Annotated in this window: 18 protein-coding genes; all 18 read right to left on the minus strand. The window is 45.7% G+C overall.

The features are described from left to right. Positions 1-14: 14 nt before the first annotated feature. The 18 genes from spoIVA to C0Q44_RS20630 all read right to left on the minus strand — a co-directional run bounded on the left by spoIVA (position 15) and on the right by C0Q44_RS20630 (position 14693). Complete coding sequence (spoIVA, locus tag C0Q44_RS20550; protein ID WP_105409092.1) at positions 15-1493, minus strand: stage IV sporulation protein A; 1479 nt, start codon at positions 1491-1493, stop codon at positions 15-17. Positions 1494-1943: 450 nt separating this feature from the next. Continuing rightward, entirely contained in the window at positions 1944-2723 is a 780-nt protein-coding gene (locus C0Q44_RS20555) for a hypothetical protein (RefSeq protein WP_105409093.1), read from the minus strand. Between the two features lie 46 nt (positions 2724-2769). Beyond that, a complete protein-coding gene (locus C0Q44_RS20560; RefSeq protein ID WP_105409094.1) occupies positions 2770-3120 on the minus strand; it encodes a 2Fe-2S iron-sulfur cluster-binding protein in 351 nt (116 codons plus the stop codon). A 17-nt stretch (positions 3121-3137) separates the two neighbouring features. After that, entirely contained in the window at positions 3138-3755 is a 618-nt protein-coding gene (locus C0Q44_RS20565) for a hypothetical protein (protein WP_105409095.1), read from the minus strand. A gap of 83 nt (positions 3756-3838) precedes the next feature. Then, positions 3839-4018 carry a DUF2768 family protein gene (locus C0Q44_RS20570; protein WP_024630679.1) on the minus strand — a complete coding sequence of 60 codons (180 nt, stop codon included), beginning with the start codon at positions 4016-4018 and terminating at the stop codon, positions 3839-3841. Positions 4019-4191: 173 nt separating this feature from the next. Beyond that, a complete protein-coding gene (locus C0Q44_RS20575) occupies positions 4192-4467 on the minus strand; it encodes a stage VI sporulation protein F (protein WP_105409096.1) in 276 nt (91 codons plus the stop codon). 104 nt (positions 4468-4571) lie between these two features. Next, on the minus strand, positions 4572-5612 hold the full coding sequence (locus C0Q44_RS20580; protein WP_105409097.1) for an NAD(P)H-dependent glycerol-3-phosphate dehydrogenase: 1041 nt from the start codon (positions 5610-5612) through the stop codon (positions 4572-4574). Next, the gene (gene plsY / locus C0Q44_RS20585) at positions 5605-6228 is read right to left on the minus strand and encodes a glycerol-3-phosphate 1-O-acyltransferase PlsY (protein ID WP_105409098.1); all 624 of its coding nucleotides are present in this window, start codon (positions 6226-6228) and stop codon (positions 5605-5607) included. Before plsY ends, C0Q44_RS20580 begins: the two co-directional genes overlap by 8 nt. Before the next feature lie 11 nt (positions 6229-6239). After that, positions 6240-7562, minus strand: a complete 1323-nt coding sequence (gene der / locus C0Q44_RS20590) for a ribosome biogenesis GTPase Der (RefSeq protein ID WP_105409099.1) — start codon at positions 7560-7562, stop codon at positions 6240-6242. Positions 7563-7747: 185 nt separating this feature from the next. Then, on the minus strand, positions 7748-8962 hold the full coding sequence (rpsA, locus tag C0Q44_RS20595) for a 30S ribosomal protein S1 (RefSeq protein ID WP_105409100.1): 1215 nt from the start codon (positions 8960-8962) through the stop codon (positions 7748-7750). A 141-nt stretch (positions 8963-9103) separates the two neighbouring features. Further along, on the minus strand, positions 9104-9691 hold the full coding sequence (locus C0Q44_RS20600) for a lysophospholipid acyltransferase family protein (protein ID WP_105409101.1): 588 nt from the start codon (positions 9689-9691) through the stop codon (positions 9104-9106). After that, positions 9688-10392, minus strand: coding sequence for a (d)CMP kinase (gene cmk, locus C0Q44_RS20605; protein WP_105409102.1), 705 nt, complete (start codon positions 10390-10392; stop codon positions 9688-9690). Before cmk ends, C0Q44_RS20600 begins: the two co-directional genes overlap by 4 nt. A gap of 103 nt (positions 10393-10495) precedes the next feature. Further along, positions 10496-10720, minus strand: a complete 225-nt coding sequence (locus C0Q44_RS20610; RefSeq protein ID WP_105409103.1) for a hypothetical protein — start codon at positions 10718-10720, stop codon at positions 10496-10498. Positions 10721-10783: 63 nt separating this feature from the next. After that, positions 10784-11437, minus strand: coding sequence for a flagellar brake protein (locus tag C0Q44_RS20615; protein ID WP_105409104.1), 654 nt, complete (start codon positions 11435-11437; stop codon positions 10784-10786). A gap of 147 nt (positions 11438-11584) precedes the next feature. Next, positions 11585-12931 carry a germination protein YpeB gene (gene ypeB, locus C0Q44_RS20620; protein WP_105409105.1) on the minus strand — a complete coding sequence of 449 codons (1347 nt, stop codon included), beginning with the start codon at positions 12929-12931 and terminating at the stop codon, positions 11585-11587. A 120-nt stretch (positions 12932-13051) separates the two neighbouring features. Next, positions 13052-13222 (minus strand): hypothetical protein, encoded by a 171-nt coding sequence (locus tag C0Q44_RS30330; RefSeq protein ID WP_181151099.1) that lies wholly within the window; start codon positions 13220-13222, stop codon positions 13052-13054. A gap of 117 nt (positions 13223-13339) precedes the next feature. Continuing rightward, positions 13340-14035, minus strand: coding sequence for a glutamic-type intramembrane protease PrsW (prsW, locus tag C0Q44_RS20625; RefSeq protein ID WP_105409106.1), 696 nt, complete (start codon positions 14033-14035; stop codon positions 13340-13342). A 43-nt stretch (positions 14036-14078) separates the two neighbouring features. Further along, the gene (locus tag C0Q44_RS20630; RefSeq protein WP_105409107.1) at positions 14079-14693 is read right to left on the minus strand and encodes a genetic competence negative regulator; all 615 of its coding nucleotides are present in this window, start codon (positions 14691-14693) and stop codon (positions 14079-14081) included. Positions 14694-14761 lie beyond the last annotated feature (68 nt).

The following is a 14761-nucleotide window of genomic DNA, read 5'->3' on the forward strand; positions in this document are numbered from 1 at the left end:
GGTCTTTTGATGTCTTACAGAATAATGGCGATCAAGCCACCCGAACCTTCGTTAATGATTCTTCCCAGCGTCTCTTGCAATTTGTACCTTGCGTTATCCGGCATCATGGCAATCTTGCCTTGAATTCCTTCTCGCACGATGGAGTGAAGGGAACGACCGAACATGTCTGAATCCCATACCTTGATCGGATCGTTCTCGAAGTCCTGCATCAGGTACCTCACCAGTTCCTCACTTTGTTTCTCCGTTCCAATAATTGGAGCAAACTCCGATTCCACATCAACCCGGATCATGTGAATGGAAGGTGCTGTTGCTTTCAAGCGCACACCGAACTTGGTGCCCTGACGAATGAGTTCAGGTTCATCTAGAGCCATCTCGGCAAGAGATGGAGCAGCTATGCCGTATCCAGTCGTTTTAACCATCTCTAGCGCTTCTGCGAAGCGGTCATACTCTCTCTTCGCATGCGAGAATTCCTGCATCAATTGCAACAGATGATCCTTGCCCCGAATTTCAATCCCGACCACTTCCACCAGGATCTGGTCATAGAGTTCATCCGGTGCATACAGATCAATCTCAGCTACACCCTGCCCCATATTCATACCACTCAGACCCGCTCGATCAATGAATTCATATTCCATGAACTGAGCCACAACCCGATCCACATCGCGAAGTCTGCGAATATCCTTAACGGTATCCCGTACAGAATTCTCGTAGTTGCTGCGCAGCCAGTGAGTCTCGTTCAGTACCATAACCCAGCTCGGCAAGTTCACATTCACTTCATGTACCGGGAACTCATACAGCACTTCACGAAGAACACCCGTCACATCATCTTCCGTCATGGTAGCTGCACTGAGTGTCATGACCGGAATGTCATATTTGGCTGCAAGCTCACTGCGCAATTGTAGAGCTTCTTCACTGCGAGGACGAGTAGAGTTAATGACCAGGACGAATGGTTTTCCCACTTCTTTCAGTTCCGCAATAACCCGTTCTTCTGATTCCACATAGGAACTGCGGGCAATCTCTGCAATTGTACCGTCAGTTGTGACCACAACACCCAGTGTGGAGTGCTCCTGAATGACTTTACGAGTACCAATCTCGGCAGCTTCCTGGAACGGAATCGGCTCCTCGAACCAAGGCGTGGAGATCATGCGTGGACCATTCTCATCCTCGTATCCCTTGGCTCCTTCCACCGCGTAACCTACACAATCCACAAGGCGCACATTGACATCGAGTCCTTCGGCCACCTTAATTTGAACCGCGTTATTCGGTACGAATTTGGGTTCCGTGGTCATGATGGTCTTACCTGCAGCACTCTGTGGAAGTTCATCCACTGCCCGAGCACGGTCTGCCTCGTTTGTGATGTTTGGTAACACAATGGTTTCCATGAATCGTTTGATAAATGTTGATTTTCCTGTCCGGACTGCGCCGACAACCCCGAGATAGATATCCCCTCCGGTCCGCTCAGCTATGTCCTTAAAAATGTCCACTTTCTCCAATGAAATCCCCTCCCTAAATTACTCCGAAGGAAAAATGCTAAAGAGCATCCGCTTCGTTTTTTCAATCAGAAGACTGAAATCCCTGCAACGGTAGAGCCGCCTTTGTGAGTGCCCGGAAGTCGTCCGCCGCCGAACGTTGCATTCTGATGAAACCGGCGAGAGCGGCGTTAACTCGTACATGCAATTGGACTAGTATCATCTTATGTATCCGTATGCAGCAATATGACGCGTAATTTTGTTTTTTTTATCTCATGGTGATGACATGAAAAGAATCCCCCGATCTCGGACTGCGCGTCTTTATTTCAATCTAATTTATGTGAACCGTGAAGCGTTTATGACTGTTCCTCTCATGCTGCAGAAAAAAAGAGATATCCCGTAATACGGAATATCTCTTAATGAGCCATCGGAGCAAAGGAAACTTACTCTTGCACCACTGACTTGTGCGCCTGCTTAATTTATCGGTTGTGCTACAGGTATGTTATTTTGCCAAACGTAGGGAACTGATTTAACAGGTACGAAGAAGGAATGCTCCAACAGAAATTGACGCAGGTCTTGTACTTCCGTTGAAGGATGATCAGACTTTTCAATAGCCTGCATAATGTCAAAAGCATAATCCACATAGACCTCGCCTTCGTCATCCATCATAAAAGGCAGCTCCTGCCCCGAATATACACTATTTAACGTAACGGAAGGCGTACCTGCCTGCGCAGCCAGTTCCATATCCACAGCGTATAGCCCAGGATACAGTTCTTCCCCGCGTGGCAGCTTGTTGTTATGTAAGGACTTATATTGATTAACCATTCGCTGCACATCGTTTACTTTCTGTACAGTCAGAAGGTCCATAACTTTAACAGTGGGATTCACTTCTTCATCCTGAATAAGAAAGTAAGCGCCACCACCACTCTCAAAAGCCGTTGCCGGTATTTCATCCAGATACCCCAGTTGCTTCAACTTGGGCAGATCCGCTCTGAACTTTTCATATTTGGGCGTTTCCATATCGGCATTGATGATTGGCAAAATCCCCTCATCTTGCTGGAATGTCTCTACCGCATTTTGAATACGGCTCACACTTTCCCTATATGCTATTTTGGGATCCGTATTGCTCTGGGATGGATACATGCAACCACTTGTTGTCAAAGCAAACAAAAGAAATAACAGCAGACAGCCCGTCTGTTGCAAAAGGTGCTGCCGTCCACTTCCATCTGTAGACTTGGGCTTGTTCCTAATCATCCGTATCCTCCTTGAATAACTCATGCGAGAATCAATTTCATGGGTCTTAGAACCAGTCATCTTCCTGTTGCTGACGTTCCAATTGTTTCCGAATGGCTGCCTTCAACGGGTCCTCAGGGACGTGAACGGATAGAGTTCCGCATACCTTAGCCTGACAAGACAGTCGTGTACCGGTTTCCAACAGTGAACCCAGTTTGCGTTTTTCTGCATCCGTTGGTGGATACAGAGCCGCTCGATAATCCTCGTCCACGTTAACCTTGCACATCAGGCAAGCGGCTTTACCATCACATCGAGTCGTAATCTTGACTCCGGCACGGCGCGCCGCATGAAGAAGAGTTGCCCCTGGTTTAAGTTGGATTGATTTGTTCATGGGTATAAAAGTAATCTTGTAATCCATCATTTTCCTCCCTCAACCTACTGGGTCCATGCAAAGCCAACAAGTTCTTCCACTTCTGTTCTGAAGCGGCTTGTCCATACATTCTGTTGACTTAACCGTGTCATCAGAGGTTGATGTATATGTGGTTGCTGACGCATCCGTCTCGCAATGGGTTGGTAACGATCTTCACGACCTCTCAGCAGATTAAACAACAGCTCGTGCGCAAGTGGCATCAGTTGCAGCGTATACATGCCCACTTGAGCTACTGGCGCATGCGGAGCAAGTACGTGCTCAATATCAATGCGGTACCAACTTTTGCGCGCCCATACTTCGAAACCACCAACCAGTTCCAACGCACATTCCCCGACCTGATAATGACTTAGCAAAGAAGCATACGGTCCCGTCTTATCGACTACAGGCTCGTCAAGCATCCTTCCCGGAGCCGTTCGGTGAAGTTCCTTAGCTGCAGCAACATCCGCATAGATATCGATATCTCTGGGAGCCTGTTGCAACTCAACCCCCTGAAGCAGCAACCCGCAACTTCCTCCAAGCAACCATGTATGTGGCTGTGTGTTCCAGGTTTTTGCCGTTTCCAGCAAAGCCGCGTGTAATTGCGGATAACGCTCTGTCTGACCCACCGTATCATGCGACCCCACAGGCTCCCACTCCCCTCATCCGTGTTCATTGTGTCAGTTCTTATGATGTGCGTATGCGGATGTTATCCTTCAGGCATAGGTGATCAGGTCAGAGAAGCAATCCCGCCGAAAAAGCCAATCAGCATAATCAAAAATGCAATTAAGGAAAGAATCCCCCGAACAATGCCTTTGGTTTTGGCACGAGCAAACGTAATCAGGAATACAGATAGTCCCATAATGAGGATTGCGACCAATGACAGCCACATCTTATCCATTGCGTTCATAATCCAGCAGTCTCCCCTTCAGTCCGATATTCATCACTGACACCGTGACAATTGCAACCATTATAACACGAAATTCGGCGCAACTTTCCAAAAAAAAGACAAAAAAGCAAGCCGGCAGAAGCCGACTCGTCTTTTTGTCTTACTTGATCACCTGTACAGACAGGCGTGATCTATTATTTTTTCATCATCATTTTCATTAACGATTCCATACTGTTTGGATTCAATCCGCTCTTCTTGACTGCACTCACAATATCCTGAACCGTATCCTCAGATACCGGAACTTTCGCCATAGCGGATACTTGCTTGATCAATTGGCGCAACTGAGCTTCATTCTGGATCGTCGTTGGTTTCACGGTGCTTGCCAATTTCTTGACGGCACCTTCAGTTATCGTTTTACCCGTTTTTTTATTGATTGCATTCAGCGCATCTTTGGAAATGTTGTTACCCATTCGTCTCCCCTCCTCCGGCAATACTCATGTGTATAGTATGAGTCTGCAACAGAAAAGGTGAATAAGCTTCTTATTTCACAAAGCACATTCAAGACTGCTTACAATCAGGAATGCCACTGTTCCCAAGTTTCAAGCTTCATGACTTCCATTTCAGTCTTCGGGTCACGTCCCATCAAGGCTTCAACTGCATCGCGCGGCTGTCTCTCCTGAAATAGAACGTGATACAACTGATCCGCAATCGGCATTTGCACACCGTATTTCTTAGAGATGAAGTACGCCGCCTGCGTGGTTCGAATACCTTCTACGACCATCCCCATGGACTTCAGGACATCATCCAGCTTCTGTCCCTGGCCCAGCATGGAACCTGCTCTCCAGTTACGACTGTGCTGACTTGTAGCCGTTACAACGAGATCTCCGATTCCGGCAAGTCCGGAAAACGTTAGCGGATTCGCGCCCATCTCCACACCAATACGTGTAATTTCTGCAAGACCGCGAGTCAACAATGCTGCTTTGGCATTATCACCGAATTGAAGACCATCGGACATTCCTGCACCAAGAGCAATAATATTTTTGAAAGCACCTGCCAGTTCAACACCGAGCATGTCCCGATTCGTGTATACACGGAAATAGGCATTCATAAACAAAGCTTGGGCCGCCTCGGCAGATCCCTTATCAAGTGAAGCCACAACAACTGTCGTTGGGCAACGCTTCACCACTTCTTCCGCATGGCTTGGGCCAGAAAGTACAACAACACGTCCTTCTTCACATTCAAGTTCTTCTGAAATGACTGTGGACATTCGTTTTAGACTTTCTGTCTCAAAACCTTTGGTTGCATGAATGATTAACATGTCAGGCTTATAATAAGCCTTTAGCTGGTTCGTAACTGAACGCATGGCTGAAGAAGGCGCAACAATTAATACAGCTATAGCGCCTTCAACCGCTGCTTCCATATCATTGGTTGCCTGAATCTGAGGTGAAAGTTCCGCATCCGGAAGATAGCGAGTATTGGTATGCTTGCTATTGATTTCTATAGCCTGATTTTCACCACGTGTCCACATCATCACATCTAACTGATTAGCGGCGAGTACACTGGCCAGAGCTGTTCCCCAGCTACCAGCGACCAGAACAGCAACTTTTTTAGACAACTCGTTTACCCCCTCCAGGGTTTTTCGATCCCAATTTATTTTCCTGTCCTTTGGCGAGCTTCGCAATATTGGTACGATGTCTCCAGAACGCAAACAGACAAATAATTAGACTCCCCCAGAAGAGACTCATGGAATATCCGGGTAGTACCAGAATGAAGATCGGTGTCAATGCCACAAAAATCAGGGACCCCAATGAAACGTATCGTGTCAATACAATGGATAAAATGGCGATCACTCCAGCACATAACGCAGGTAGGAGAGCAAGGCTCACCAGCACACCAATGGCCGTGGCAACCCCTTTTCCTCCGCGAAAATGGAAGTAAAGCGGCCAGTTATGTCCTGCAATGGCAGCTATACCACTGAGTGCTGGAACCCAGGCAGAACCGTCGCCCAGCCAAATCCCAATCCACACAGCTGCAACACCCTTGAGTACATCAAGCAACAGAACAGCAATTGCCGGCCCTTTACCCAAAATACGCAACGTATTGGTAGCACCTGCATTTCCACTTCCGTGCTGACGAATATCGATCCCCCGAATCGCTTTTGCAAGGAGGACACTAAAGCTGACCGAACCGAGTAAATAACTCAGTACAATCGCTGCGATTTGTAAAATCACACACTTCTCCCCTAACCTTCGTCGGACTTCCTCCGAGTAAATATACGAATTGGTGTACCTTCAAAGTCAAACGCTGCACGGATTTTGTTCTCCAGATAGCGCTCGTATGAGAAGTGCATCAGTTCCGGATCGTTCACAAAAACAACCATGGTCGGCGGTTTAACTGCAACCTGAGTCACATAGTTAATTCTCATTCTACGTCCTTTATCCGTTGGCGGAGGGTTAATAGCAACCGCATCCGATACGACATCGTTAAGCAGATGCGTCTGAACACGTAACGAGTGTTGCTCCGCTACACGTTTCACAACAGGTAACAATTTTTGTAAGCGTTGTTTTGTCAGGGCTGACAAAAATACGACCGGAGCATAAGTCATAAACAGGAAGTGATCCCGAATGTTCTTCTCAAACTCTTTCATCGTTTTGTCATGCTTCTCCACGACATCCCATTTGTTCACGACAAACAAAGACGCTTTGCCCGCTTCGAATGCATATCCTGCAATGTGCTTGTCCTGTTCAATAATGCCTTCTTCACCATTAATGACAATCAGAACGACATCCGCACGCTCAATAGCACGCATGGCACGCATAACACTGTATTTCTCGGTTGTTTCATATACTTTACCACGCTTACGCATACCTGCTGTATCAATCAGCACGTAACGTTGGCCGTCTTTTTCAAAAGGAGTATCAATCGCATCCCGGGTCGTTCCAGCAACATCACTTACAATGACACGCTCTTCGCCGAGTATAGCGTTAACTAGTGAAGATTTACCAACATTTGGACGTCCAATCAGAGCTACACGAATGACATCTTCATCGTAGATCTCTTCCTCAAGGTCTGGCAGTTTCTCCACGATCGCATCAAGCAAATCACCTACGCCTGTACCATGACTTCCTGATACACCAATTGGATCACCGAAGCCAAAACCATAGAACTCATAAATGAGCTCACTTCGTCCGATATTATCCACTTTGTTAACGGCTACAACAATAGGTTTGCCTGAGCGGTATAACATCTCCGCAACCTCTTCATCCGATTGCGTAATGCCTGCTTTTGCATCACACATGAATACAATAACATCCGCTTCTTCAATGGCAAGCTCTGCCTGCATCCGGATGGATTTTAAGATGACATCCTCACCATCAATTTCGATACCACCTGTATCAATAATACTGAATGGTTTACCGTTCCATTCGCCGATTCCGTAGATCCGGTCACGGGTAATGCCCGGCTTGTCTTCCACAATGGCCAGTCTGTCGCCGATAATCCGATTAAAGATGGTTGACTTCCCCACGTTCGGTCGTCCGACAATTGCCACAACGGGTCTTGCCATACATTCCACTCCTCCTGTCCATACTTACGATACTCATCATAGCAAAAAAGATATGTCTTGGCTAACGTTTCATGCCATTATAGTCGTAATAAAAACAATCGGCGAACCCGCCTGGGGCTCGCCGATCTTGCTTTTATTATTCAGCAAAATATGCAGTATATAACTAAGAACCATGCATTGTTAACTTATTTGAATTTGCTGAGTTTGTCACCAAACAGTTCGCCAAGCGTAGTGCTCATCCCTTGATTGTTCAAGGAAACGTTAGGATTGTTGATTTCTTCACGTGGAGCGTTGTTTCTTGCTGGACGCTCTGATCTTTGTGGTTGAGCAGGAGCTTCTTCAGTTTCTTTGATGCTCAAGCTTACACGTTGCTCAGAAGGATTCATGTCCAAGATTTTAACTTGAACTTCCTGTCCTTCTTTCAGCACTTCATGAGGAGTGCCGATGTGTTTGTGGGAGATTTGCGAGATATGCACAAGTCCCTCAACACCAGGAGCGATTTCAACAAATGCACCGAAGTCTACCAGACGTTTTACAACACCTGTTACGATATCGCTGGAATTGAATTTCTCGCTTGCTGTTTCCCAAGGACCTGGTTGAACAGCTTTCATGCTCAGGCTGATTTTGCCTTTTTCAGGGTCAACTTTCAGCACTTTCACACTAACTTTATCGCCCTCAGACAGAACATCGGATGGTTTTTCAACATGTGTCCAAGCCAGCTCGGATACGTGAACCAAACCGTCAACTCCGCCCACATCAACGAATGCGCCGAATTGAGTCAAACGTTGTACTGTACCTTCAATGACTTGACCTTCTTGCAAACCAGCCATAACTTCAACTTTGTTTGCTTCGAATTCTTGCTCCAGTACGTCTTTTTGGGAAAGGATCACTTTGTTGTTCTCACGGTCGATCTCTTTCACTTTAACACGCAATGTGCGTCCTTTGTAGTCGCTGAAGTTTTCAACGAAATGGCGCTCAACCATGGAAGCCGGGATAAATCCACGTACGCCCACGTCTGCAACCAGACCGCCTTTAACAACGTCACCTACAACAACTTCGAATACATCTTGGTCTTCAAAATGCTTTTGCAATTGATCCCAAGCGTTTTCGCTGTCGATTGCACGTTTGGACAGAACGAGTTTTTCTTTCTCGTCGTCGATGCTAAGAACTTTAGCTTCAACTTCTTGTCCAACTTCAACTGCATCAGACGCGCTGTCTACATGCAAAGAAGACAATTCACGAATTGGAATGACACCGTCATATTTATATCCAATGCTCACATAGGCTTGGTTATCTTCCAATTTGACGATGGTTCCTTTTACGGTATCTCCTTTTTTCAAGGAAACGAATTGATCCAACTCATCTTGGGTTGCTTCTTGATTTTTCATTTCTTCCGACATGTCAAATACCCTCCTCAATTCAAAAACCCCATTATATTCAAACCTGCCTATAGCAGAGTTCAAAACACTTTCATCACTGAGTACTTACGCATAGTCTCCCTCAAAAATATGGAAACATGCACTCAGCTTTCGACGATGCCACTACTTGCTTGGCACGCCCGTTTGCACCATTTCATTAATCTTGGACATAATCTTCTCAGTCGCTTTCTCCAGAGCTTCTCCGGATGGGTCTTCCTTGAACTCGTCCAAACTTACCGGTGCTCCATATACAACTTTCATCTTACGAAAAACTTTGTAGTTACCGATAATAGCAGTAGGAATAACTGTAGCGCCACTGCGGAGAGCAAAACTCGCTGCTCCTTTTTTACCGATGCCTCCATCATTGTGACGGCTTCCCGAGGGGAAGATCCCAAGCACTTGACCATCACGCAAAATATGGAGTGAAGTCTTGATGGATTCCTTGCTGACACCACCACGTTTAACGGGGTAAGCGCCCACGGCTTTGATGATTCGGCCGAGTACCGGAATATCAAACAACTCACTTTTGGCCATAAAACGTACCTGACGGCGAAGTTTGATACCAACGGTTGGAGGATCGAAGTTACTGATATGATTGGAACATAAAAGTACGCCGCCATCTTTCGGAATATTCTCCCGTCCAACGGCCTCCAAGCGGAAAAGAATGGTGTAAATGATCCGCAGTAATGTGCTGCAAAATGTGTAAATCATAGACCGCTCTCTCCTCTGACCATTGTGCAGTAAGATACGATTTTGTCAACCACTTCATGGATGTTCATCTCAGTTGTATCAAGAACGATAGCATCCTCAGCACAACGAAGCGGGGATATTTCCCTGTTCTCATCCAATTTGTCGCGGGTGGCAATGTCTCGCTCCAGTTGTTGCAACGTCAGTCCTTCAGAGGGGTCCAGTTCTTTGAAGCGGCGAAGCGCACGCTCTTCCACACTGGCAGTCATGAAGATTTTCACTTCCGCATCGGGCAGTACTGTCGTTCCGATATCGCGTCCATCCATGACGACGCCCTTGCGCAAAGCCATTTGCCGCTGAGTATCCACTAATTGCGTACGCAGCCCCTCGATTTGCGCATATCGGGACACGATTCCCGTCACTTCACGGGAGCGGATTTCCGAGGTTACATCTTCCCCATTACAGAACACTTTCTGTCCGTCGGGATCCGGTTGTAAATCAATGACCAGCACTTGGGTTTCCTGAAGCACCTGTGTCACATCTTCCGGTGTAATCTCTTTCCGAAGCATATGCAAGGTTACCGCGCGGTACATAGCGCCTGTATCGACGTATACATACGCGAGCGCCTCTGCAACCAATCGGGCCACTGTGCTTTTCCCGGCACCGGCAGGTCCGTCAATTGCAACGTTCATTTTCCCGTTCTCTGATGTGTTCTGGCTTGCCAACGGGGCATTCCTCCTCAAACGATAAGCCTCAATAAAAAAACAGGCATTGCCTGCATCGTGAAAATTATACCACACTCTACACATGGATGCAAAAACAGACAAATTAACGATGTTCAAAATCATTCATCATTTGCACATGAATTGGCGTACCTTCCAAGCGATCAATGGTGGTTATATTTTTTTTGAAGCCAGGTATCAACAACAGCACTTGGTACACCGTAAGCAGAATCAGAAGGGATATGATCAGAATCATGCCCCTGCGTTCCATTCGCTTGGAGAAAACATAATATAGTCGTTCATATCTGCGGTTTGCATGACGTTGATTCACGACAAAGCCTCCGTTTTTTTCATTACGGTACCCGCCGCTATATCTTTTTATACCACAATATGACTATTTAACTCGATAGTCCAATTGCCGTTCAAAACAGAACTTGATAATTTTTTGGCGTTCCGAATCTGCAATCTGCACGAATTTCAGCATGCAGAGCAACCTGCCAGTCTCCAACGTTTTGATTCGCACCACTTCTGCCTCGAAATTCACGTGTTCAATCGTCGAATTGCGAAAAGGGACAAGCAACCAGCACTTCAACTTCTGTCCTTCTTTTAATGAAAAATCAATTTCTCCATAGATGGACAGTCCGCCTCCTCCGATATCTTCAGTCAAACCCACGGCACGGGTCAGATCTTCACCCTGAATGGCCATTTCAATGTTGGCTTGAACACGAAGAAAGCTGCGACGTTGAATTTTGGATATATCACCTGGGAGCGGTTTCCGGATACGCACAAGTCGGACCACATCTTCTTCAAATCCGGAAACATAGGTATTAAAATAATGCCGGACTCCTTCCTCAGTGATATATGAAATGGACAATTCCTCGCCAAAAAAAAGTCTTTTTAACCGACTGCTTCCTTGTTGCATCGGAACCTCAATCAAAAAACTCGTATCATCCATATCTGCAATGCGTGATTTGTATTCTTTGTGTTCCTCTTTTTCATCTACAGAAGCAATCTGGATGTATAAAATTTCATTTATTTTAGGAAACAATTGGTTCACCGCCACTTTATGTATTTATCTTCGTATGTACAAGGAGTATTATACCATGACCTTTCTCACATTGAACAAGAAAAAAACAGACCACATCGTGGTCTGCCTTGGTTGTTTATGCGTATGAAAGTTCTGATACTCATCAGTTCAAGAAGGTTGATTGACCGGCTTAATCTCCTCCACTGCTTCTTCCATTCCAGTATTCGCATTAATGTATATCCGGTAACGAGAACCGTTAATTCTCCCCCCGAATTCATAACACAATACCTCTTTGCTGTAATCATTTTCAATCAGAGATTTGCGAACATAATTTTCTTCAAACTCGGAATTGAGTTTCTGACGCGCCTGTTGCTCCGAAAGCCCCACTTTCGGAATTTTGCGCTTGTCATTATGTTCATAGACAAAGTCACTCGCCTGAAAACCGGTTACTTCTCCTGTATCCAATCCAACTCGGACTGACATTTTTTCAGGATAGATCAAGGTGTCTCCTTGCTTACGCACATAAGTAAGGTTACCCAGATTACCATACTCATCATAATTAACGGCTTTCATTTCCTTATAACCTTTGTTAACCAGGAATTGATCTGCTTTAGCCATGGCGTCCTGACGGGAAACTTTTTTGGTTCCGATTGGACGCGTATCGCTATAAGAGATGAGCATCCCGCCATTACGGGTGAAATCCATCATCATTTTACCACTGTGTGCATGATCAATCGTTGCAGTGTAAGATTCCCAGTCTGTTCCTTTACCGTTTTCCTGCACTTGAATTTTGCTACTGTCCGCATCTGAGAATTTCGCAGCCTTGCTCTGAATCTGCTCTTTGGTCATCGGTAAGCCGTCCAGTTTCTTAACTGAGCGTTTAGCATAGATATTCGATACGGAAGGGCCCCAATCAAGCTCAGGGTACTCTTGCACCTTTTTATTTACGGTACGAAAGCCATCTACAATTGTATTGTCCATCGTTTGCTCTTCAGTTGCCATGGCTAACTCCGCATCCATCCAGCGCAAGCGATCCGAAATGACTTTCTGTTGTACATCCTGCAGATTTTTGGTAATCTCCGATGAATTCTGATAAAGCTTTTTCAGGTTACCCATTTCCTTCTCACTAAGTGGTTCGTTCGTCAGATCACGCATCGACGCGCGATAAGCAAAGTTGGAAATACGCGAGAGAAAATCCTCTGTCTCATTAAATGGCAGCATAGTGAGTGGGAGTTGATTAATCTCATTCTGAGCTTCACTGGTGAGTCGCCATACATTCATCAAACCTTTGCGATGCATCCCCTGTGAACTGGAGTGCACTGCCAGTGTATTGCCAATCTCCGAGTGCAATTTGTCCATATGAAAAGATAAATCGTGAAAGGCACGCTGATATTGATTCTCTGCCTTGATCAGAATTGCATTCTTCTCTTGATTCTCCTGATAGCCCCATACGAGCGCACCGACCAGCAGAACCGCAAATATCGGAAACATAACTGAACTTAAACGTTTATACATCGGTAGACTCTCCTTTCTTCTAAACCACTACCTCTATTGTGGATCGAAGAAAGATCTCTTATGCATGCGATTTCCAGTCCTTACACAGGCTGACCCTACTTACTGCTCGGCATCCTCTACTTAATTCAGCTGAATCCCGCTTACCATGCCCTCTTCTTCGATCTCAAATTGATCTCTGTTGTCACAGAGACACTGCTTGAATCCCGTTTCAATCCGGCCCCGTTCTTTCTTCCCTCTTAATGTGAATCGTTCGCCGCATTGTTTGCATCTGATTTTGATTTTAATTCTCATCACAGTCGATCCCCGTTTCTGTTAGTCATTGCCCGGGAGTTGTTTATCTGCAAAATAAAAACACACCGGGGCCGCGGGCGCAATATGCGCTTCATGTCCACCAGTGTGTCCGTATTTTTATAATTTAATCTCTTCCTCCCGCTTCACAAAACGAAAAGGAGAACGGTTATTGGCTCGTGTAATCTTACCCATCGCCCCATACCACAGTCCGGCCATTAAGGGAGCTATAAACCACAACCAATGATTATTCATCGTGTTCATGATGACATCGTACAATGCGTGCCAGAAAAAAGGTAACACGAGTGAAAGAGCCAGATACCATCGCTTTTTCTTGCCACCGATAAACTTGGCCTTACCCATGTAATACCCCATGATTACTGCGAACATAGCATGCCCCGAAACAGGAAGTAGTGCCCGGAGAAACATGGCTGAAACGGATGCATTCCCCGCAAAGGCATACAACACGTTCTCGACCGTGGCAAATCCGAGTGAAACTGCAACTGCATATAAGATTCCGTCATAAGGCTCATCAAATTCAGTGTGATTATAGATGATATGATAAATCACGAACCATTTGACGAATTCTTCCACACCACCTGAGATCAGAATGGCCTCAAGATAAGGATTATCCCCGAGCCACATCATCATGCCACGCTGAATAATCATCACAGGCAATACAATCAGAATTCCCATGAGGAAAACTCGCAGTACCATATGAAGTGGCTCATAATCATAACGGTCTTTCAGGTAAAAGTATGTTAACAAGGCGAGACCCGGAGCAACTGCTGCCGCTAAGACCGAAAACAAAAGCACCGAAATTCCCTCCTCTGACTATAGACGCGATTACAACTAGAGATTAATCCTGACGTTTGAAGTGGGTGCAGATAACATCAATCGCTTGTTCAGGAATAACAATCTTACCATACTCTTCCATAACCGCTGGTGTAACAGAAGAACCTTCACCAAATTCAGCAAGCAATGCGATCAATGCCGCATGTTTGGTGGAATCCACCTCATCTGGTTCCAAATGCAAAAACCACTTGTCTTTATAAGAATAAAGTCTCCCAGCACCCGTAACATGCTGACGCAACATATGTGCAGCTTCAATAAGCACTTCAAAGTCCTTGAATGCATAAACGATCGAATCGCTTTGCTCGAGTGTAACTTCCATTTCGTATACTTCTTCAGGAAGATCATCTTCATGACCTGAACCATATTGTTGCGGATCATATTTTCCACGGGTGACAATGACAACCATCCCTTGAGCGGGTAGGGCGAATACTTCGACAGCAAGTGGACCTGTAGCATCAAATCCAAGTTCGGAATAAGCCTGATCCATCATTTCAGTGAACAGTTCATGAACTTTAGGTATTTCCTGCCACATATCATCTTTTTGTATTCCGCGCTCGCTCAGATCGTCAAAGGTCAGGAAAATCCGTATCTTATCGTGACTTAGTCGTTCTATTTTCATACAGGATCTCCCCTTTATAAGCAAGTCTTATAACAGATTATGAAGCACAAAACAATATGTGCTGAAAA

The organism is Paenibacillus sp. PCH8, assembly GCF_002968835.1.
Taxonomy (GTDB): domain Bacteria; phylum Bacillota; class Bacilli; order Paenibacillales; family Paenibacillaceae; genus Paenibacillus.

Bases quoted from the DNA above. Each gene is read 5' to 3' on its own strand.
- C0Q44_RS20570 (WP_024630679.1), bottom strand. From the start codon at position 4,018: ATGAACGCAATGGATAAGATGTGGCTGTCATTGGTCGCAATCCTCATT.
- C0Q44_RS20560 (WP_105409094.1), bottom strand. From the start codon at position 3,120: ATGGATTACAAGATTACTTTTATACCCATGAACAAATCAATCCAACTT.
- C0Q44_RS20630 (WP_105409107.1), bottom strand. From the start codon at position 14,693: ATGAAAATAGAACGACTAAGTCACGATAAGATACGGATTTTCCTGACC.
- C0Q44_RS30330 (WP_181151099.1), bottom strand. From the start codon at position 13,222: ATGAGAATTAAAATCAAAATCAGATGCAAACAATGCGGCGAACGATTC.
- ypeB (WP_105409105.1), bottom strand. From the start codon at position 12,931: ATGTATAAACGTTTAAGTTCAGTTATGTTTCCGATATTTGCGGTTCTG.
- C0Q44_RS20575 (WP_105409096.1), bottom strand. From the start codon at position 4,467: ATGGGTAACAACATTTCCAAAGATGCGCTGAATGCAATCAATAAAAAA.
- C0Q44_RS20600 (WP_105409101.1), bottom strand. From the start codon at position 9,691: ATGATTTACACATTTTGCAGCACATTACTGCGGATCATTTACACCATT.
- der (WP_105409099.1), bottom strand. From the start codon at position 7,562: ATGGCAAGACCCGTTGTGGCAATTGTCGGACGACCGAACGTGGGGAAG.
- C0Q44_RS20555 (WP_105409093.1), bottom strand. From the start codon at position 2,723: ATGATTAGGAACAAGCCCAAGTCTACAGATGGAAGTGGACGGCAGCAC.
- rpsA (WP_105409100.1), bottom strand. From the start codon at position 8,962: ATGTCGGAAGAAATGAAAAATCAAGAAGCAACCCAAGATGAGTTGGAT.